Origin of the sequence: Frankia sp. Cppng1_Ct_nod, assembly GCF_920656135.1 — a bacterium.
GTDB classification, from domain to species: Bacteria; Actinomycetota; Actinomycetes; order Frankiales; family Frankiaceae; genus Protofrankia; species Protofrankia meridionalis.
The window spans coordinates 22,970-42,994 of the sequence record NZ_CAKKTK010000038.1; the positions used below are offsets into that span (position 1 = coordinate 22,970).

At 69.2% G+C, this 20,025-nt stretch carries 18 protein-coding genes; 5 read left to right on the top strand and 13 right to left on the bottom strand.

The window, feature by feature from the left end; all coding sequences use genetic code 11:
* Nucleotides 1-24: 24 nt before the first annotated feature.
* Entirely contained in the window at nucleotides 25-462 is a 438-nt protein-coding gene (locus tag NBW77_RS12695; RefSeq protein WP_131746470.1) for a hypothetical protein, read from the bottom strand.
* A gap of 233 nt (nucleotides 463-695) precedes the next feature.
* Between NBW77_RS12695 and NBW77_RS12700 the strand changes: the two genes are divergently transcribed.
* A complete protein-coding gene (locus tag NBW77_RS12700; RefSeq protein WP_131746471.1) occupies nucleotides 696-1,373 on the top strand; it encodes an LON peptidase substrate-binding domain-containing protein in 678 nt (225 codons plus the stop codon).
* 4 nt (nucleotides 1,374-1,377) lie between these two features.
* Here NBW77_RS12700 and NBW77_RS12705 read toward each other — a convergent pair whose 3' ends face one another.
* The 6 genes from NBW77_RS12705 to NBW77_RS12730 form a co-directional block, all read right to left on the bottom strand.
* Complete coding sequence (locus NBW77_RS12705) at nucleotides 1,378-2,010, bottom strand: hypothetical protein (protein ID WP_131746472.1); 633 nt, start codon at nucleotides 2,008-2,010, stop codon at nucleotides 1,378-1,380.
* Between the two features lie 20 nt (nucleotides 2,011-2,030).
* Complete coding sequence (locus NBW77_RS12710; protein WP_207386955.1) at nucleotides 2,031-2,876, bottom strand: ABC transporter permease; 846 nt, start codon at nucleotides 2,874-2,876, stop codon at nucleotides 2,031-2,033.
* Nucleotides 2,877-2,889: 13 nt separating this feature from the next.
* Nucleotides 2,890-3,852 (bottom strand): ABC transporter ATP-binding protein, encoded by a 963-nt coding sequence (locus NBW77_RS12715; RefSeq protein ID WP_131746474.1) that lies wholly within the window; start codon nucleotides 3,850-3,852, stop codon nucleotides 2,890-2,892.
* Nucleotides 3,853-3,935: 83 nt separating this feature from the next.
* Nucleotides 3,936-4,646, bottom strand: a complete 711-nt coding sequence (locus tag NBW77_RS12720; protein ID WP_131746475.1) for a glycosyltransferase family 2 protein — start codon at nucleotides 4,644-4,646, stop codon at nucleotides 3,936-3,938.
* Nucleotides 4,647-4,657: 11 nt separating this feature from the next.
* The gene (locus NBW77_RS12725; protein ID WP_250279743.1) at nucleotides 4,658-6,025 is read right to left on the bottom strand and encodes an amidohydrolase family protein; all 1,368 of its coding nucleotides are present in this window, start codon (nucleotides 6,023-6,025) and stop codon (nucleotides 4,658-4,660) included.
* 24 nt (nucleotides 6,026-6,049) lie between these two features.
* Nucleotides 6,050-6,694 carry a DUF6308 family protein gene (locus NBW77_RS12730; RefSeq protein ID WP_131746477.1) on the bottom strand — a complete coding sequence of 215 codons (645 nt, stop codon included), beginning with the start codon at nucleotides 6,692-6,694 and terminating at the stop codon, nucleotides 6,050-6,052.
* Between the two features lie 340 nt (nucleotides 6,695-7,034).
* On the opposite strand from NBW77_RS12730, the gene thrS reads away from it, so the two are divergent.
* Complete coding sequence (gene thrS / locus NBW77_RS12735; RefSeq protein ID WP_242605781.1) at nucleotides 7,035-9,011, top strand: threonine--tRNA ligase; 1,977 nt, start codon at nucleotides 7,035-7,037, stop codon at nucleotides 9,009-9,011.
* A gap of 111 nt (nucleotides 9,012-9,122) precedes the next feature.
* Here thrS and NBW77_RS12740 read toward each other — a convergent pair whose 3' ends face one another.
* A complete protein-coding gene (locus NBW77_RS12740; RefSeq protein WP_250279744.1) occupies nucleotides 9,123-11,591 on the bottom strand; it encodes a SpoIIE family protein phosphatase in 2,469 nt (822 codons plus the stop codon).
* Nucleotides 11,592-11,814: 223 nt separating this feature from the next.
* Nucleotides 11,815-13,263 carry a DUF2252 domain-containing protein gene (locus NBW77_RS12745; protein ID WP_131746478.1) on the bottom strand — a complete coding sequence of 483 codons (1,449 nt, stop codon included), beginning with the start codon at nucleotides 13,261-13,263 and terminating at the stop codon, nucleotides 11,815-11,817.
* Between the two features lie 654 nt (nucleotides 13,264-13,917).
* On the opposite strand from NBW77_RS12745, the gene NBW77_RS12750 reads away from it, so the two are divergent.
* The 3 genes from NBW77_RS12750 to NBW77_RS12760 are packed head-to-tail and all read left to right on the top strand — an operon-like array spanning nucleotide 13,918 to nucleotide 15,288.
* Nucleotides 13,918-14,397, top strand: coding sequence for a glycine-rich domain-containing protein (locus NBW77_RS12750; protein WP_131746480.1), 480 nt, complete (start codon nucleotides 13,918-13,920; stop codon nucleotides 14,395-14,397).
* Between the two features lie 18 nt (nucleotides 14,398-14,415).
* Complete coding sequence (locus NBW77_RS12755; protein WP_207386957.1) at nucleotides 14,416-14,907, top strand: hypothetical protein; 492 nt, start codon at nucleotides 14,416-14,418, stop codon at nucleotides 14,905-14,907.
* Between the two features lie 12 nt (nucleotides 14,908-14,919).
* Nucleotides 14,920-15,288 (top strand): hypothetical protein, encoded by a 369-nt coding sequence (locus NBW77_RS12760; RefSeq protein WP_207386958.1) that lies wholly within the window; start codon nucleotides 14,920-14,922, stop codon nucleotides 15,286-15,288.
* 107 nt (nucleotides 15,289-15,395) lie between these two features.
* Here NBW77_RS12760 and NBW77_RS12765 read toward each other — a convergent pair whose 3' ends face one another.
* From NBW77_RS12765 to NBW77_RS12780, 4 genes are read right to left on the bottom strand one after another with little or no spacing between them, the layout of a single operon-like run.
* A complete protein-coding gene (locus tag NBW77_RS12765; RefSeq protein WP_131746481.1) occupies nucleotides 15,396-16,943 on the bottom strand; it encodes a hypothetical protein in 1,548 nt (515 codons plus the stop codon).
* 6 nt (nucleotides 16,944-16,949) lie between these two features.
* Nucleotides 16,950-17,975 carry a hypothetical protein gene (locus NBW77_RS12770; protein ID WP_131746482.1) on the bottom strand — a complete coding sequence of 342 codons (1,026 nt, stop codon included), beginning with the start codon at nucleotides 17,973-17,975 and terminating at the stop codon, nucleotides 16,950-16,952.
* Entirely contained in the window at nucleotides 17,972-18,925 is a 954-nt protein-coding gene (locus NBW77_RS12775; RefSeq protein WP_131746497.1) for an RluA family pseudouridine synthase, read from the bottom strand. The genes NBW77_RS12770 and NBW77_RS12775 overlap by 4 nt, the downstream gene beginning before the upstream one ends.
* On the bottom strand, nucleotides 18,918-19,658 hold the full coding sequence (locus NBW77_RS12780; protein WP_250279745.1) for a signal peptidase II: 741 nt from the start codon (nucleotides 19,656-19,658) through the stop codon (nucleotides 18,918-18,920). The genes NBW77_RS12775 and NBW77_RS12780 overlap by 8 nt, the downstream gene beginning before the upstream one ends.
* Nucleotides 19,659-20,025 lie beyond the last annotated feature (367 nt).

A 20,025-nucleotide genomic window follows, 5' to 3' on the forward strand; every position in this document is an offset into this window, starting at 1 on the left:
TATCCACGGCAGGTCCCGCACGGCTCACCCGGCGTCGGATGCAGGGCTGCCCGCCTCGCCCGCAGGATCCGGCGGCAACCGGCCGGCGGCGTCCCAGGGCAGCCCCTCCCCCGGACGGCTCTTGCCCGCCAGACGGGCGAGCCAGGCGTCGACGAAGAGGTTCTCCGTCGCGGTCAGGGTCTCCCGCAGGCCCGCCGGCACGGTATGGGTGAAGACGCCCACGACACCGGGCAGGCGGGCCAACGCGCCGGCACCGTCCGCCGGCGTCGCGACCAGGGCCAGCCGCGGTGGCAGGATCGCGGTGACCTGCGCGAAACCGCGCAGGTCACCGACCACCTGATGACAGTCGTCCCCGCCAGGTTCTCGATCCGCCCCCCGATCACCCCGACGACCGGCAGCGCGGGACGACAGCGAGGCCGGCGGCGCAAGGACGACCAGCAGCTCCGGCACGGGTTCGACCACGCAAACGCCTCCCACCGCGCCCACCTCGGGGCACCGGTATACCGCATAACGGTCTGTCGAATAACGGTAGCGCACGGCCGGCGGTATCCACACCATCCCACCGCGATCATGTGGCAGTGGACGAAACCGACACAGGACCAGGCGTTCACCCGCCCGGCGGCCCATCATGGGATCGCAGGCTGATCGTGTCCAGCATCCGGAGCATGCCCCGACCTGAAGCAGGTGATCGTGTCATGACCGAACGGCTGGCCCTGTTCCCGCTTGGAACCGTGCTGCTCCCAGGCCTTCTGCTCCCCCTCGAAATCTTCGAGCCCCGTTACCGCGTGCTCATCGGAGAACTGATGGAGCTTGCCGAGAGTGAGCCACGCCGGTTCGGGGTCGTCGCCATCCGCCGCGGCCGGGAGACCGGGACAGACGACCTTCCGACCTTCCACGAGATCGGATGCACCGCGAACATCCGCAGGATCGATCCACAGGCCGACGGGCGCTTCTCGGTGATCACGTCGGGCGGGGCGAGGTTCCGGGTGCTCTCGGTGGACCGGACCAGCCGTCCATACCTCGTCGGCGAGGTGGAGTACCTCACCGACGACGTCGGCGACCCCGACGACGCCGCCGGCATGGTCCCGGTTGTCACGCAGCTGCTCCACGACTACGCCGCGGGTCTCACCGCCTCCCGGGCTGTCGAGATCCGCCTACCTGATCTTCCGGACGATCCCCGGCTGCTGTCCTACCTCGTCGCCGCCTCGGTGGTGACCCAGACGGCTGAACGTCAGGCGCTGCTCGCCGCCCCGGACGCGGTGGCCCGTCTGAAGGCCGAACGGGCGATCCTGCGCCGCGAGCTGGGACTCCTCAAACGGTTCACCGCCGTCGCCTCCGACGAGCACCGCCACATCACGCCCAGCCCGAACTGAACGGTCATGGGTGTCTGCGCGGGACCAGAAAAACCGACAGCCAGCTCAGCGCCGCCAGGACGAACAGCGAGAAGGCCGGCAGGACGAGGCAGAACCCGGGCGACCGCAACCGGAAGTCGACAAGCTGGATGACGAGATGGCTGGCCCCGTCAGGGAGCTGTGACACGACCCGCGAGGACCGCAGCAGGTGTCCGATCCAGCTCGCCAGCCCGGACCCACCGATCCCACCCACCGTAAGTCCGGCGGGCACCGGCCAGCCGGCGTCACGGCCTCGCCAGAACGCGAACGCTCCCCCGACAACACCCCCGACCGCGCAGATCATCGCGAAGTACACGTCGATGCCGGCCTGGGCGTCGAACGCGATCTCGCTGCCGGCCAACACCGCCCGGACGTCGAGACGCGGGGCCGCCGCCGCCCACAGCAGGCCGAGAAGCAGACCGGAGGCGGCCATGGCGACCGCGCAGACGACTCCGGCGAGGATTTCGGCTCTCGTCACCGGCCAGAATCGGTAAGCCGGATCCTCGATCATCTGCCAGTCTTCCGGGGCGCCGGCGAACCCGTCAGGGGGATGCGACTGCTCAACGTCGTACGAGTCCCGCATCCCCGCACTGTGCACGTCTGCCAACGGCTTTGTCACAGGACATCCAGCCTAACGCTCTAACGCCGTGCGTTGCCGGCACGCCGCAGCGCCACCGTCGCGACGGTCAGGCCGAGAACCGCGACGACTGCGCACACCAGCAGGTCAACAGTCACCGTGACCCAGTCGACCGACGGTCGGAACGTGGCGGCCAGCACGTCCACCGCGTAGGTGCTGGGCACCAGGTCACGCAGGACGTCGATCGCGGCGGGCAGCCGGTTCGCCGGGATGATGCCGACGAACAGCACCACGCTCATGCCGAGCTGCCCGGCGACGGTCGCGAGTTCCTGGCGCGGAGCCAGCAGGCCGATGGCCGCGCCCATCCCGGCCAACGACGCGCCGGCCAGCACGGTCACCGGTACCAGGACCCACAGCCCCGACAGCGGAAGGCCGTACAGCAGAGCACCCGTCACGGCCGTGATGACGGTACCCGGCACGGCGAACGACGCGTAGGACGCCGCGGTACCAAGCACCACGGCACTGCCCGGGATCGGCAGCGTCAGGTAGTAGTCGAGCGCCCCGGCCGCGCGCAGCGCCCCGAAACGCTGCGCGAGCAGGTTGAGCGCGACAAAGGCCACGACCAGCACGGTCGAGCCCGCCACCACCTGCTCGCTGGTCGTCTCGTTGCCGGTGTCGACCACCCCGCGCAGCAGCAGCATGATCCCGAGGGACTGGAAGGCCGCGACGAACAGCAACGGCACCCGCGCGACCCGCGCCCGGGAGAGCTGGCCGGCATAGACGGCCCGCACCGCCGGGCCGAACGAGGTTCGCGGCGGCAGCGGGAACGGCACGTCACCCACGGTCGTGGTGCCCGTGGACGGGTCGCCGTGCGCGGGCAGGGCCGTATGCACGGTGGGGGCGGTCACGGGGCAACCATGGTCATGTGCGCTCCAGGGTGCGGGATGCTCCGCCGAGGGCGAGGTAGACGTCCTCAAGTGACGGTGTGGCGAGGGTGAAGTCGTCGAGGGCGGCGAAGGCCGGGCCGGAGGTGAGCCGGGCGAGCGCCTCCCGGGCTTCGGCCGCGGGCATCCGTGTCGTCCACCGGCGACCGCTGATCTCGGCCTGCCGGGCCAGGCGCGCGATGGTCGGGTCGTCGGCGGGCGGTTCGTGACGCCACACCAGGTCCAGCCGGACGTCCTCGCTCACCGACGCCTTGAGCCGTCCCGGGGTGTCGCAGGCGATCACCCGGCCGGCGTCGAGTACCGCGACCCGGTCGAGCACGGTCTCCGCTTCGAGGACGTTGTGGGTGACCAGCAGCACGGTGACGCCGGCGGCGGCCCGGCGGCGTTCCAACGCCGACCAGACCGCGCGTCGGGCCGTCGGGTCCAGGCCGGTGGTCGGCTCGTCCAGGACGAGGACCTCACGGTCGCCGACCAGGGTGCAGGCGACCGAGGCGAGCCGGCGCTGACCACCGGACAGGTGCCGCAACGGCCGGTTCACTATCGGGGCCAGGCCGAGCTCGTCGATGACGGCCGTGCAGGCCGCCCGGGATGCCGCACGGCCGAGGCCACGCAACCGGGCTGTGGTCTCCACGGCGACGTTCACCGGCAGGTCCGCCAGGGCCATGTCACCCTGGCCGAGGTAGGCGGCGAGCCGTGACGGGATGTCGGGACGGGCGACGACGTCCCGACCGAACATCTCGATCGAGCCGGCGTCCGGCCGGATCAGCCCCATGAGCTGGCGCACCAGCGTGGTCTTGCCGGCGCCGTTCGGCCCGAGGACGCCGAACACCTCGCCGCGTCCGATATCGAGGTCGATGTCGGAGGTAGCGAGGACAGCATGCTCACCGACGCCGTGCCGACGGGTGAGCCCGCGCACGGCGTAACTCAGCACGCGGCCCATTGTCGCAGCCCGCGGGCCCGGGTTCGGCCCGAGGGGATGTGAGCTGCCGGTCGGCGGCTCGCGTACACGGGTGTGCCCCCGGGTCAGCCGGTCCGGGTCCGGCTGTGCGTCCGGCCGCGCGCCCGGATCGATCCGAGGATCCACAGCGCCTCGACCCCGTCCTTCCAGGTCAGCTTCTTGCCTTCGGCCCGGGTGCGGGCCCGGTAACTGATCGGCACCTCGAACGGCCGGATACCGCGGGCGAGGAGCTTCGCGGTCACCTCGGCCTCCATCCCGAAACCCGCGGAGGAGACGTCCAGTTCGCGGTACAGGCTGACCGGCATCAGCTTGAAGCAGGTCTCCAGGTCACTGATGTAGCTGTCGAACAGGACGTTCGCGGCCAGCGTCACCGCCTTGTTGCCCATCACGTACCAGAACGAGAACGCGGTGTTGCTGCTGAACGTCCGGGAGCCGTAGACGACCTCGGTCTCACCGGCGAGTACCGGCTCCAGCAACGCCGGGATCTCCTCCGGTGCATATTCGAGATCGGCGTCACAGATGACGAGGTAGTCACCGGTCGCGAGTCGGCTCGCGGCCCGGATCGCGGCGCCTTTGCCCTGGTTCACCGGTTGGTGCGCGATGACCAGGCGTGGATCGTCGAGGGAGGCGAGGATGGCCCGGGTCCCGTCCGTGCTGCCGTCGTCGACCACCACGAGTTCCACCTCGGACGGGTAGTCGACATCCAGCACCCGCTTGACCGCGGCGGCAAGGGTGGCCTGCTCGTTGAATACCGGCATCAGGACCGAAAGCTTCACGTTTGCGAACATTACGCGCCGATCAGTCGGTGGCCGTTGACGACCACCGTCGGGTGCCGCCAGGCCGCGGGCTCGACCAGAGGATCGGCGGGAAGGCCGACCAGCGCCGCGAAAGCGCCCACTTCGATGCGGCCGGACGGCCGTTGGCCGTCGAACCCGGCTGCCCGGGCGGCGCCCGATGTCGCCGCACGCAGCGCGCCCAGGCGTCCCAGGCCGGCGTATGCGAGCCGGTCGAGTTCCCGGGGGTCCACGCCGGGTGGACGGCTACTCGCGCCGCCCGCGTCGGTGCCGTAGATCAGGGGGACTCCGGCGCGGTGGAGCAACGCCGCGTTACGTGCGGGTGCCGGCCCGACTCCGGCGTGGCACTGCAGCGTGGAGACCACCGCCACGCCGGCGGCGGCAATCCGCTCGACGACCTCCTCAGGCAGGGGCTCCAGGGGAACATGGGCGAGTTCGTCCACGCCTGCCCGCAGCGCCATCTCGACCGCCCGGACGGTCAGCGCATGCGCGGTCACCGCGAGCCCTGCCGCGTGGGCGGCGTCCACGACGGCCCCGAGGTCGGACTGATGCAGTGGCGCACGTCCGGACGACACGCCGCCCTCGGTGCCGTCGACGCCCTCGACACACACCTTGATGAGGTCGACGCCGTCCGCCACCAGGCTGGCGACGAGCCTGCGAGCGGCAGCGGGACTGTCGACGACGGCGACCGCCTCCCCGTCGAGCGCATCCCAGTCCTGGGTGTTGCGACCGGCGGCGTTCCGCCCGGGGGCGTAGATACCGGATGCCGTCCGGCTCGCGGTCCCGCGGCGAAGCGACGACCGGTATGTCCAGGACCTGACCCCCAGGCCCCGGCCCACCGGCTCGCGCGCGAACACCTCCCGGCCCGCGCGGTCCGTACACAGGTCCGTGCGCAGGTCCGGACGCGGATCCACAGCGCCGGTGACGCGGGGCCCCGCGCCGGCAACCACGATCGGTGCGGCCATCCGCCAATGGGCCAGCCTCTCGACCGGCGAACCGAGATCACGCACCGCGACGAGTCCAGCACGCATCTCATCGTGTCCGGAGGTGGCGGTGGTCGCAAGATGAACATGGGCGTCGGTGACGCCCGGACCGATCCAGACACAGTCGATCACCTGCAGCCCGTCCGGCAGCGCCACCGCGTCACCGGGGCCCACCGCGGCCACCCGGCCGTCCACGCCGGCCACGACGACTCCGTTGAAGGCGAGGTCGGCGATACCGTCCCAGATCCGTCCCCGCAGCGCGAGACCACGGCCGATCTCGTGGCGGGTCGGCGCCCGACCGGTCACCCGGCGCGCCGCCCGCAGCGGCACGACGACCAGCGCCGGCAGGCAGCCCGAGGGTCCGTCCCGGCGCCTCACCGCAACCCCGGCCGGGGACGGCTATCAGACCGCACTGCTCATCCACACCACGATGTCGAGGATGCGAAGCGGTGTCAGCGGCGGCCCGTTGTCGGGAACGAGAGCGGACAGCCGCCGGAACTCCTCGGCGTTCTCCCGCAGGTCGTACTGCATGGCGCGGACCAGCAGCTCCATGTACTCGCGCCAGGACCGCCCGTCGCGCGGCGACGGGGGGATGCCCTGCTCGTGCTGGTAGAAGATCCTGACCTTCGAGTCGAACAGGGGCACGAGCGCGGGTCGTTTGCGGTGCAGGACCTTCGCGATCAGCGAGCCCTTGACGTCACGGTCGGAGACGTCAGGATCGTCCAGCGGGTCGTACAGGGCCGCGACAAGGTCAAGAGTAACCTCGTCCGCCTCGATCAGCTCGATTCCGGGGGGGAGTCTGTCCAGGCCGCGTTGCAACAGCGGGGTGAGCGCGGTCAGCGTGTGCATCCGGTCGACGTCCACCTGGACGCCGAGCAGGCAGGGGGCGAGCAGGTCGCCCGTGCACAGCAGGTCGGGGTCGCCGTTCGTGGCAAGCCCGTCGTAGTACGGGTAGGCATAACGCAGGCCCCGCTTGCGCGGCCCGAGGTACTCCTCAAGCAGGCTCTCCGCGTCGAAGACCTCCCGGGTGCCCATCGCCAGCTTCACCGCAGGGGCTCCTCAAGTCGTCGAATGGTGTCGTCGTGTCGTGGTGCGTCGTGTCGTGGTGCGTGTGTCGTCCATAGTGACGGACGGTGGCAGGCGTCGGCCGCAGCCACCTTCATACCGCCCAGCCCCAGCCGTATCGCCCATCCCCCGACCATCCTCCTCTGTGACCGTGACGACAGGGAAGCGGCCCGCCGTTGCGTGGTCCCCGCATCGCCGCCTCGCCGCCTCGCGGGGAAGGGGAAACCGTCGCCGGGAAACCCGGATGTGACCCCATCGACCGGCAGGTAGCATCAGGCACTCGCAAGAGCTCTGAGCATCCCTCGTTGTCAGGAGTCCACCCGTGCCAACCGTCCAGATCGTCCTGCCCGGCAGCCCCTCATCGGGTGAGCGAGCGGTGACGACGGGGACGACCGCGGCCGAGGTGTTCGGCGGTGACCGGTCGGTCGTCGCGGCCAAGGTGGACGGCACCCTGCGGGACCTGGCCTACCAGCTGCGCGACGGCGACACCGTCGAGCCTGTGACCATCGACAGCGCGGACGGACGCGCGATCGTCCGCCACTCCACCGCGCACGTCCTCGCCCAGGCGGTCCAGCGGCTCTTCCCCGGGGCACGGCTCGGAATCGGCCCGCCCATCACCGACGGCTTCTACTACGACTTCGGCGTGGAGCGTCCGTTCACCCCCGAGGACCTCGAGGCACTCGACAGGCAGATGCGCCGGATCGTCCGTGACGGGCAGCGTTTCTCCCGGCGGGTCGTCACCGATGACCAGGCGCGCGCGGAGCTCGCCGGCGAACCGTTCAAGCTCGAGCTGATCGGCCTCAAGGGCGGAGCCGGCGTCGACTCGGAGGCCGGCGTCGAGGTCGGTGCGGGCGAGCTGACCATCTACGACAACCTGGACGCGAAAAGCGGCGACGTCTGCTGGAAGGACCTGTGCCGCGGCCCGCATGTGCCGTCCACCCGGTACATCCCGGCGTTCAAGCTGATGCGCACCGCTGCCGCCTACTGGCGCGGAAGCGAGAAGAACCCTCAGCTCCAGCGCATCTACGGAACAGCGTGGGAGTCGAAGGACGCGCTGAAGAACCACCTGACGATGCTCGCCGAGGCGGAGAAGCGCGACCACCGCCGGCTCGGCGCCGAACTCGACCTGTTCTCGGTCCCCGAGGAGATCGGGTCGGGTCTGGCGGTGTTCCATCCCAGGGGCGGAGTCATTCGAAAGGTGCTGGAGGACTACTCCCGCCGACGCCACGAAGAAGCCGGCTATTCCTTCGTCTACACCCCGCACGCGACCAAAAAGCAGTTGTTCGAACTGTCCGGTCACCTGGACTGGTACGCCGACGGCATGTACCCGCCCATGGAGCTGGACGAGGGCCAGCAGTACTACCTCAAGCCCATGAACTGCCCCATGCACAACCTGATCTACCGGGCGCGGGGACGGTCGTACCGCGAGTTGCCGCTGCGGTTGTTCGAGTTCGGCACGGTCTACCGGTACGAGAAGTCCGGGGTGGTGCACGGGCTGACCCGCGCGCGCGGTTTCACCCAGGACGACGCGCACATCTACTGCACCCTCGAGCAGATGCCGGGTGAACTCGACAGCCTGCTGACCTTCGTCCTCGACCTGCTGCGTGACTACGGCCTGACCGACTTCTACCTGGAGCTGTCCACCAAGGACCCCGAGAAGTTCGTCGGTACCGACGCCGAATGGGCCGAGGCGACCGAAACGCTGCGCCAGGCCGCGTCCAAGCAGGGGCTGGACCTCGTGCTCGACCCGGGCGGCGCCGCGTTCTACGGCCCGAAGATCTCCGTTCAGACAAAGGACGCGATCGGCCGGACCTGGCAGATGTCGACGATCCAGGTCGACTTCCAGCTTCCGCAGCGCTTCGATCTGGAGTATCAGTCCTCGGACGGCACCCGCAAGCGTCCGGTCATGATTCATCGCGCGTTGTTCGGCTCGATCGAGCGGTTCTTCGCGGTGCTCCTCGAGCACTATGCCGGGGCGTTCCCACCCTGGCTGGCGCCGGTGCAGGTGGTCGGTATCCCGATCACCGACGAGCACGTGCCGTACCTGCGGGAGGTCGCCGAGACGCTGCGCGCCCGCGGGGTCCGCGTCGAGGTGGACACCTCGGACGACCGGATGCAGAAGAAGATCCGGACAGCGCAGAAACAGAAGGTGCCGTTCATGCTGCTCGCCGGGGACGCGGACGTGGCCGCGGGGGCGGTTTCCTTCCGTTACCGCAACGGCGATCAGCGTAACGGCATCCCGGTCACCGAGGCCATCACCGAGATCGTCACCGCCATCGACACCCGCGTCCAGGTCTGACGCCGCTCTGGTACCGGATCCGCTACCAGAGCGGGTACCATTCAGAGCGCGGCTGTCAACCTTCGGCTGCGCCCGGAGACCGAGGCTGCACCACCCGCCCTGACAAGCGCGCTAACCGCTTCCGGCGAGACCGGCGGCCGATTTCCGCGGCAGCGCCTGCTCGGTCCAGATGATCTTGCCTGACCGGGTCTGGCGGGTGCCCCAGCGTTCGGTGAGGTGGGCGACCAGCAGCAACCCGCGTCCACCCTCGTCGAAGCTGTGTGCCTGGCGCAGGTGGGGGGCCGCGCTGCTGCCGTCGGACACCTCGCAGATGAGCGTACTGTCCAGAATCATCCGCACCTGGATGGGTGTACGGGCGTGACGGAGGGCGTTGGTGACAAGCTCGCTGACGATCAGCTCCGTGGTGAAGGCGTTCTCCTCGAGCTTCCAGGCCGCGAGCTGGCGGGATGCCCGCGCCCGGGCGCTCGCGACGACCGCGGGTTCAGCCGGCAGTTCCCAGGAGGCCACCCGGTCGGAGTCGAGGGCGTGGGTACGGGCGATGAGTAGAGCGACGTCGTCCGTGGGGCGCTCGTGGAGCAGCGCCGTGAGCACTGAGTCGCAGATGCTGTCCAACGGAGGCGGGGGACGCAGGGAGCCGTCAGCACGGAGGTGGATCTCGGTCAGCACCCTACGCATTTCGTTCAGCCCCGTCTCGATGCCGCGTTCACGGGATTCGACCAGACCGTCGGTGTAGAGGACGAGCAGGCTACCGTCAGGTAGTTCGCACTCTTCTCCCTCAAAGGGCAGGCCGCCCAGACCCAGTGGAGGGCCTGCCTGCAGGTCCAGGAAATAGGTCTCGCCCTCAGGGGTGACGACAGCCGGGACGGGGTGGCCAGCACGGGCGAGTGAACAGATACGGGAAACCGGATCGTAAACCGCGTACAGGCAGGTGGCGCTCAGATCGCTTTCCGTCTCGCCCAGGGGGACGTTCTCCTCGGCGACCAGACGCGTCACCACGTCGTCGAGCCGGGTGAGTAGTTCCTCGGGCGGGAGGTCGAGATCCGCGAGTGTCCGGACGGCGGTACGCAGCCGGCCCATGGTCGCGGCGGCGTGGATGCCGTGGCCGACCACATCGCCGACCACCAGGCCGACACGGCTCCCCGAAAGTCTGATCACGTCGAACCAGTCGCCGCCAACAGCGACGTGGGAACCGGCGGGCAGGTAGCGGGAAGCCACGTCTATCGCGATCTGTTCGGGTAGCCGCTGCGGGAGCAGGCTGTGCTGGAGGGTGAGTGCGGCGGCGCGTTCCCGGGTGTACCGGCGCGCGTTGTCGACGCAGACGGCCGCCCTCGCGACGATCTCCTTGGCGAGCACGAAGTCGTCCTCCTCGAACGGTTCCGGCCGCTGGTGACGGAGGAAAAGAACCACCCCGAGCGTGATTCCGCGGGCTCTCACCGGCAGCGCAATGGAGGAGTGCACCCCGAACTTGTGGACGTAGGTGTCGCGTATCGGGTCGTTACCGGCCCATGGGTTGTCATTGGATCCCCAACTGCGGTACAGGATGGCTTCCCCGGTGGCAAGGCACAGCGCAAAGGGCGATTGCGCGGGGTAGGAGGCCACCTCGCCCGGCCTGATGACCGCCTCGGGCATGCCCGGCAGGACGGAGTCGACCGCGATCCGGCGGAGCGCCGCGCTCCTCGTGACCGGGCCGGAGCCCGGCTCCTCACCGCGCAGAACGGTTTCCAGCAGATCGATGGTGGCGAAGTCGGCGAGCCGGGGGACGACGACCTCGATCATTTCTTGAGCGGTCCGGGTCACGTCGAGAGTACTGCCGATACGGGTACTCGCCTCGTTCACCAACGCGAGCCGCTCCCGCGCCACGTGATGTTCGGTGGAGTCGAGCCCCAGGACCAGCACGCCGAGAACCTCACCGGCCGGGTCCTTCACCGGAGAGAACACCGTGTTCCAGAGGAGCCTGTCTCTTTCACCCGGTGCGCGGTCCGGACCGAAGAGCCGGTGATGCACCGGTTCCCCGGTCTGGGCCGCCCTCCGCGCCTGAGCCACGGACTCCTCGGTTTCCGGATTCAGAACGATATCGGTCAATCGCAGGCCAAGACCGTCGGCCTCGCTCGGCAGCCCGAGCATGCAGCACATCGCGGCGTTCAGCCGCACGTGTCGCATGTCCGTGTCGAGCAATGCGGCATGGACCGGCATCTCGGTGAACGCCCGGTCCAGCATCGCCCGGACGTCCCCGATGTCGCGTGCCCGACCCGGGTCCGCAACCGGTGGGGACCCGACCGGGGACCCGACCAGGAACCACTGGGTCCCCCCGGCCGCGTCCTGCAGGGGGTGTGCACGGATCTGCAGGCCGAGGCTGCGACCGCCGCGATGGCGCACGGTGAGCCTGACGCTGGACGGCTGGCCCGTCTCGGCGGCCCTGCGGACGGTTTCCGGGAGGTCTGTGGCGAGCAGGTCGGAAGCGGGGCAACCGACGATCTCTGTCGTCGAGTAGCCGAGCAGCAGGTGAGCCTGCTCGCTCCAACCCACAACGACGCCGCGGGAGTCGATTACGGCGCTGGCCGGTTCCTCACGAGTCATCATCGCCCCCGGTGAATCCTTTCCCCCGGGTTGCCCGGACGAACCGGTATCGGCACACGTCGCTCGCCATGCAGGGCCGGTCCGCCGTCGTGGTGGGCCTCAGGGTCATTTCGTAGTCGACAGACCAAGTCGATCACTTCTGGCCGCGGCCGGAGACGGATCTCACCGGGCAGATCCCGGACCGGATCAGCCGGCCGGGCCCACTCGCTGAAGGTGACCAGATCGGTTAGGCGGACTCGGCGATCACCCGGCCGGACTTCACGGCTGCGACCAGAGCGGCATGGTCACGTTCGTTCTGGTCGGCGTAGGCCTCGGCGAAGTGGGTGAGCGCCCGGTCGAACACGTCGCTGCGGCCGAGGTAGGAGGCGAGGGCGATCCTGTCCCCGGATCTGGCGTGCGCACGGGCCAGCGTCATCCCGCACAGTCCGGCGAACGAGCGCATGTTCTGCGGCGCCATCTCGTCCACCGGGATGATGCCCTTCCAGTCGTACAGCTGGCGGACGTAGAAGTCCCGTACCCGGCCGTCGATGCCCATCCCCTGATGCCAGCCCAGGAAAATGTCGCTGGCCGCCTGCATCAGCCGTTGGCCGGAGACGACCCGCTGCCCCTGGTTGGCATACTCGCTGGCCGGCAGATGATCGGCCAGCACCGAAGTGTCCGCCTCCTTCACCTGTAGGAGCAGCGGATCATGGTCGTCCCGGCCGAGCATGAGGACGATCCAGCACCGGGTACCGACGCTGCCGACACCGACGACCTTGCGGGCGACGTCGACGAGGCGGTACTGACCGAGCAGGACGCGGCGCTCCGACGACAGGGACTCGCGGTACTCCTCGATGATCACGGCAAGCCGCTCGGCCAGCGCGTCGCCTTCGACCCCGGTGAACAGGTCCCGGATCGGCACGAGCAGCGGTGGGTCCGCCACGATCCGCCGCTCGCCGTCCACGAACGTGGTGAGCTTCTCGAACGCCCGCAGACTGTCGCGGGACCGGGCCCGGCTCACCGTCCGGGTGACACGCCTGCGCCTGGCCTTCGACATCTGATCCAGATACTGGGCCTCAAGCTGTTCGACGTTCACCTGGGCGTACCAGACGGCGAGGTTGCCCATGTCCGCGAACCGGTGCATCCACTCCCGGTAGAACCGGACCATGGCCATGACCACCGTCCGCCGTTCGGCGCCGCTGAACCCGTTGTGCCGGCCGGCGATGACGAAGCTTGCCGCCAGCCGTTTGACGTCCCACTCCCACGGGCCCGGCAGGGTCTCGTCGAAGTCGTTGATGTCGAACATCAGGTGACGTTCGGGTGAGGCGAGCAGACGGAAGTTCAGCAGATGGGCATCACCGCACAGTTGCGCCGTGATCCCGGTACGTGGCGTCGTCGCCAGGTCACCCGCCATGATCGCAGCCGCGCCCCGGTAGAACCGGAACGGGGACTCGATCATCCGCCCGTACCGGATCGGTACCAGCTCGGGCACCCGGGTCGACGACTGCCTCTCGACGACGTCCACCGGGTCCGGTCGTTTCGGCGCCGGTTCGAACTCGCCGTGGCTTGAGCGGGGCACGGTGGCCCGTGCCGCCTTCCCTCGGGCGACCCGTTCCTGCGGGGTTCCGAAACGCCCGCCGGGCCGCTGCGGGACCTGGCCGTTCACTGAGCTCGCGGGTGCTGCTGTCACGCTCATCGACAACCTCCCTGCTCCACACCGTCCACATGACGGGCCTGGCACACATCCCCCGGGCCCCACGGCACCTTGGGGATTCCCGGCTACGGGCAAGATCCACCCCAGACCTGTCCAGCCGGCAGATCGCCGGCCAACTCAACACCGACGGGCTGCGCCCGCCCAAACGCGCCGACCGGTCCGGCCCCGGTGGTTACACCCTGCTACCACAACCGTCCTGTAGCCGGTAGCCGCGCGAATACGACATCCTGCCTACTGCGAAGAGCCCCTAATGGACCGATTGGACGGGTTGGGCGACGGCGTCACGGTCGTCGTTCCGTCGGTGGCCGGGATGAGTACTATTCCCGTGATCCGCTCAGCCCTGTTGGCGAAGATCGGCGCAAAGGGCGGGCGGCTGCTCACGCTCGCGACAGAGGAACAGCGAAGCGGCTAGGAATAACCCCTCCGCTGGCCCCACACCTTCGACACGACCGCACCGCACCGCACCAGAGTTCCAAATTGCCGGTTGGGGAGGAAAGGGTGTTTCACGGTTGACCATGAGAACGGAGACACAGTCGCGGTGCTCCCGGAGCTGTCGACGTAGCGCACGTTTCTCAAACCCACGGAACCACGAAGGTTCTCACACAGCGTGAGGCCACAACCGGAAGGAAGAACGACATGACGACCGTCGTAGCCGAGACGAGAACGGCGCGCAGCACGGTGGCCCCCGACCTTTTCGACCAATTGGTCGAACGGATCACGGCGGACCGCCGCGTCGGCAAGGACCACGCCGAACAGGTCATGGACCAAGCGCTGTTGTTCCTGCATGCGTGCGCCGCGAACCCGGAAGCCGCACTTGTACCCAGTAGGGCGATTGACCCCGGTTGGCACGCCTTCCTGCTGCACACGCGGGCGTACGCGCAGTTCTGCCGGACGTACGCGGGGGGCTTCATCCACCACCAACCCGAGGACCCCCACGGCGGGCCGATCGGCCTGACGGAACAGGCAGCCACCCACCTCCGTACGCTCGACGCGATCGAACGAACCGGATACGTCGTCGTCCCAGAACTGTGGACGCTCGACTCGGCGAAGTGCAGCAAGTGCAGCGCCTCCGGCAAGGACTGCGACGAGAACACCGAAACTCAACTCCCGAGCTAGCGACATCCGAGGACAAACATGACCGTGGACTGGGACGACCTGCCGAAAACGGTCCGGGAGGCCGCGCAAAACCGCGTCGGCGCTGTCACAGACGCAACCACCGTACGCGGCGGACAGAACTGTGACGTCGCAACCGTGCTACAGACGGTAGGCGAATCCGTCTTCCTGAAAGGTGTCCACGGAGTCAGTCGTCGAATGCGGTTTTTGAGGAACGAGGCCGACGCCGGCCGGATCACGGCCGGCGTCGCCCCCGCCGTTCTTTTCTCAGACGACGTCGAGGACTGGTTCGTGGTGGGATTCGAATACATCCACGGCCGAGACGCGAACCTCGCCCCGAACTCGGACGACCTCGGGCGTGTCGCCGCGACGCTTCAACGAATCAGCACCGTTCGAGCGCCTCACCTTCGCGCACTTCGGGACCGCTGGAGCCCGGCGGACTCCTGGGAACTGCTTACGGATTTGGAACCGGAAACGACCCTGGCGGAACGAAAAACCCGCGAACTGTCGTAATGGTCGGATCTTGTGCTCGACCGGATCGACGGTGACCGGTTAGTCCACACCGACCTCCACGGCGGTCAATTCCTCGTCGGCAAGAATGGCGACTTCCACGTAGTCGACTGGGGATGGCCTGCCGCCGGAGCCGACTGGATAGACACCGCGTTCGTGGTCATCCGACTCGTCGAAGCAGGCCACAGACCCGAACAGGCCGAGGAATGGGCAAAATCGGTGCCGTCGTGGTCACGACTGGACCGCGATACTGTGACAGCCTTCGCAGTCTACGTCGCCGGGCTATGGAGCTACCGTGCGGCGACAACTCGGCAAGCAGGCGCCAAAAAACGGGCCGCCGTCGCACGTCGATACGCTACGTGGCTTCTCGCTAGCGGAATCTGAAGACTCGAATGAGTCAGTCCAGATGTCGGGGACGCCTACATCGTGTGGTTCCCGGAAATCGTCGAGATAGCCCGTGCGACCCGTGCGGCAATGGCACGGGCCGTCGACTACCTGACGACCGAGGCCGGGATACCTTCGTAAAGGACGGCGACGGGGCTGGCCGCGGTCAGCGTGACCATGCCGGACCAGGTCAGGGACCCGGCCGCGGGCAGACTGTCGTCACCCAGCATGATCGCCCGCTCCACGCCGGTGACGGTGACCGTCGAACCCGGGTCGATCATGGTCGTCGGAACGCGCAGCACCTCGACCGTGGCGATGTCGTCCAGCCGCGTACCCACGGGCAGTTCCACCGCGGTGGCGGCCGAACCGTCCCGTTGCAGGGTCCAGCCCGCGATCGCGTGGTCCGACCGGTAGAGGACGCCGGGGGTCCGGCGCAGCCGGACACCGACCGCGGTACCGACCCAGCCGAGGTTTCCGCCGGCCAGGCCCGCGGAAACCTCGGCTGGGCCGACGGCCGGGCCCGCGGTGGTCTTGCGGACCACGATGTACAGGTAGTTCCGAGGGTCGGACAGCGCGGGTGTGTCCGGCGACGCCACCGGTTCGGTCTTTCCTTCCCGCCGTACCTCGGCGGCGGACACCTGGTATGCCCAGGGATTGGCATCCATCATCCGCTCCCGCGCCTGACCCGCCACGGGTTCGCGGTCGGCGGCGGGCATGAACCGCATGCCGGGGTCGACGAGCACGTCACACACGTTGTTGTTGCTCGTGCACGTCTGGAGCACGGGATGACCATGCTCGTAGCTTCCCCTGAACGGTACGACCACATGGTTGGGACCCTGGTACACCGCCGTACCCGCCACCGTGGACCCCTCGGCGTCGACCTCGACCCGGTACACCCACTCGATGTCGGTCTGCCGTCCCCACCGGGCCTGCACAACCGCCGGGTCATTGCCGGTCCCGCCGTCCTCGTTGCTCCACATGACGCTGTACTCGAACAGCGTGTGGCCAGGGCGGGCCGCGACCGCGTCCTCGGTGTGCCAGGCGAGCAGCGGGGTGTCGGTGTGGTTGTTCTGGAACCGGCCGCCGAGGTCGGGCAGGGACCGCCCGTACAGGACGGGGGCGGTCGCGAGCGCCCGGGATGCCGCCGCCCCGGGCGGGACGACCGCGACCGCCGGACCACGCAGGACCACCGTGCGCGCTGCCGCGACGGAGGCCTCCCCGTCCACCGCGAGCGTCAGCGTGTGGACGCCGGCGGGCAGGTACCCGAGCTGGACGCGCCTTGCGATCGGATGCTGCGACCAGACGACGATGTCGGTGGCAAGCCGCCCGTCCACATCGACGGCAACCACCGCGGACTCGTCGTCCCGTGTTGCCCAGTCGATCCCGGGGGCTTCGGCGGTGACGTCCAGCAGCCCCTCCCCGCCGGTCTGCGAGCGGACGGTCAGCCTATACGGGGAGCCCGCGCGTACCAGCGTGATCGGTGTTTCCTGCGGGACAGGGGTTCCCCCCGAGACCGGCACGCTCCCCGAGACCGGCACGGTCCCGGGGTCGGCGGAGACGTCACCGACCCCACCCCACGCCAACGCGTCCACACACAGCACGACAACAACCAGCAACAACACAGCGCAAACCCGCCACTCCCGCGTAGCTGTCACGACAGCTCAAAGCTGCTCGGGCCGCAACGGCGTGAAAACGACGGAGCCCACCGAGCCGGCGGTGCCAGGTGGCGCCGCGTCCACCAGCCGGACCGACGTCATCCCCGCAAGGATGACAAGCCGCTCGACGGGAGCGCGCACCACCGCCCCGTACAGGCAGGCGCAGGAGTCACGCAGCGCCGCGGCCTCGTCCGCGGCAAGCTGACGCGTGTCGCTGTCGGTCGCGGCGTCCGCCCGGCGGGCCGCGGCGTCGCCGGCCTGCTCGAATGCGGCCCGGACGTCGGCCGCCGGATCGAGAATGTCCGCGGACAGCGTCGGGCCGTCGGGTGGGACCCGGAAGAACACCCGGACCGTGCGGAAGTCCTGGAGCAGCCCGAGCGTCTGCTCCGGCGTCCGGTAGCCGGGGAAGCTGACGACCGCGTAGGTGTCGGGCTGGTCCGCGGCCTGCGCCAGCGCGGCAAGTCGCATCCGGGCGACGGTCAGGTAGCCGTCGATCGGCTCGTCCGGGCTCGGGCCCACCTGCACGGTCTGCGGCCGGGGCGCCGTCTGGACGGGGGTCGCCAGCGCCGTACCGCTCGGATCGGCCTGCGCCCCGGCGGGCGGACGCCCCGACGGTCCGGCCCGGCCCTCGGGGCGTCCGGCTGCCGGCCCCCGCACCAGCCCGGCGACCGCGCTCACCCCGATCATGCCGACCGCACCCAGAACCATGATCCGCATTCCTCGCTCGAGGAGGGTGCCGTCCATGCCGCGCCGGGCGTCGTCAGGCCTGACGACCCTGCGGTCCATGCGGACGGCGAACGCATGGCGGATCCGCGAAACACGGGTGCCGACCGCATCCATGATCTGAACGGCAACCGGGAACACGCGTTCGTCCAGACGGTCGAGCGCGCTGAGCGCACCCTGGACGGACGCGGCGGCAGCCCGCGTCACCTCGCGCCTTCCCACCTGGCACTTCAAGACCTGGGCGACCTGGGTGACCTGGGTGACCTGGGTGACCCGGCATTTCGCGATCTGGCGCCCGATGGCGGTCACGACTGCTGCCGAAGAAGGGACACCGCCCCCGCAAGATCAGGTGGATCGGGACTGGTGAACGTCACCCACCGCCCGTCCGCGGGATGCGCAAAGGACAGTCGGGCGGCATGCAGCCACTGCCGCGCCAACCCGAGCCTGCCGGCAAGAACCGGATCGGCACCATAGGCGAGATCACCGACGCAGGGATGGCGCAGCGCCGACATGTGTACCCGGATCTGGTGGGTGCGCCCGGTCTCCAGCCGCACCGACAGCAGCGAAGCGGCCCGGAACGCCTCTTCCGTGTCGTAATGCGTGATGCTGGGTTTGCCGTCCGCGACCACGGCGAAGAGCCCCGGTTTACGCGGATGACGGTCGATCGGTGCGTCCACCGTGCCGCTTGAAGGATCAGGATGCCCCTGCACCAGAGCACGATAGGTCTTCTCGACCTCCCGATCCCGAAAAGCCCGCTTCAACACGGTGTAGGCGTGCTCACTTTTCGCGACAACCATTATTCCCGTTGTACCGACGTCGAGGCGGTGCACCACGCCCTGGCGTTCGGCCGCACCGCTGGTCGCGACGCGGTAGCCCGCGGCGGCAAGTCCGCCGATCACGGTGGGGCCGGTGAAACCGGGCGCGGGATGGGCCGCCACCCCGACCGGCTTGCTCACGACCACGATGTCCTCGTCGTCGTGGATCACCTGCAGGCCCGGTACGGGCGTCGCCTCCACCTGCACCGGACGCGGTGGCGCCGGCAGCTCGATGTCGAGCCACGCCCCGCCCCTGACCCGGTCGGAACGTCCCCGCACGGTTCCGTCGACGCTGGCATGGCCGTCGTCGACGAGCTGGGCGGCGGCAGTGCGGGACAGCCCGAAAAGCCGGGCGATCACAGCGTCCAGGCGCAGCCCGTCCAGCCCGTCGGGAACCGGCAGGGCGCGCCTGGCCCGACCTGTCGTTGCTCCCCCGCTACTCATCACGTTCGCCGGCACCTGCCGCCCGTCGCCCGTCCAGACCGATCCCTCGTCCCGCCAGGATGACCGCGAGCACACCACCGATCACGATTGCCGAGTCCGCGATGTTGAAGACGGGCCAGTGGTGCAGGTGGATCCAGTCGACAACGTGCCCGCGTAGCGGGGCCGGTGCCCGAAAGATCCGGTCGGTGAGGTTCCCGAGCGCGCCACCGAGCAGGAACCCGAGGACGATCGCCCACGGTGTCGACTTCAAGGTCCGGGCGGTCCGCGCAATGACGCCGACAACGGCGAGGGCGACGATACTGAACAGTACGGTCGCGCCGCCCGCGAGGCTGAACGCGGCTCCCGGGTTGCGGGTCAGCTGAAGGTCCAGCACACCGGGGACCAGATCGACGGGAGCCCGGTCCGACAGGTGCGCCACCGCGAGGATCTTGGTTACCGCGTCGGTGGTGACCACCGTGAGAGCCGCCCCGACCAGCACGGCCACCGCTCGTGGCGATCGAACGGCGAGCGGGGCTCCGCCCTGGTTGATGCTCTCCTCTTCGGTGCCCGGTCCGGCGCTCTGTTGTCCGGCGCTCTGTTGTCCGGCGTTCTGTTGTCCGGCGTTCTGTTGTCCGATGACGGTCCCCTCGTCATGCGATGAGCCGTCGGGGCTCGGCCCGCCGAAGCTCAGGCCCGGTTGGATGCCTTCCGCCCAGGCGGTCGCATCTCCGCCCGTGGACGATGTCTCCCGCACCCGACCCACTCTACGGCCAGGCCACACCGTGACCGTCAGCCAACCGTCAGTCGAGGTTGTGCTTGACCTGCCAGATCGGCCTTCCCGGCTGGCCGGCCGTGGCTACGCCGAACGTCCCAGTCCCGCCACCTCCTTGCGGAAGAACGTACTCTGCGCACGGCTGTTGCCCTCCCGGAAAGGGCGCATCGTGTCCAGGATGTCCAGATGATTACGCAGGCAGATGGAGCCGGGTCAACGGCACGGGTCAACGCCGTCCACGGCGCGACGCGATCATCGTCACCACCGGAACCAATCACAGCCACCGCTCGACGTGCCGATCCCGCTGTGGGGGTGTCGTGCAGATCTCAAACAGGCCCTAAAATGGCGG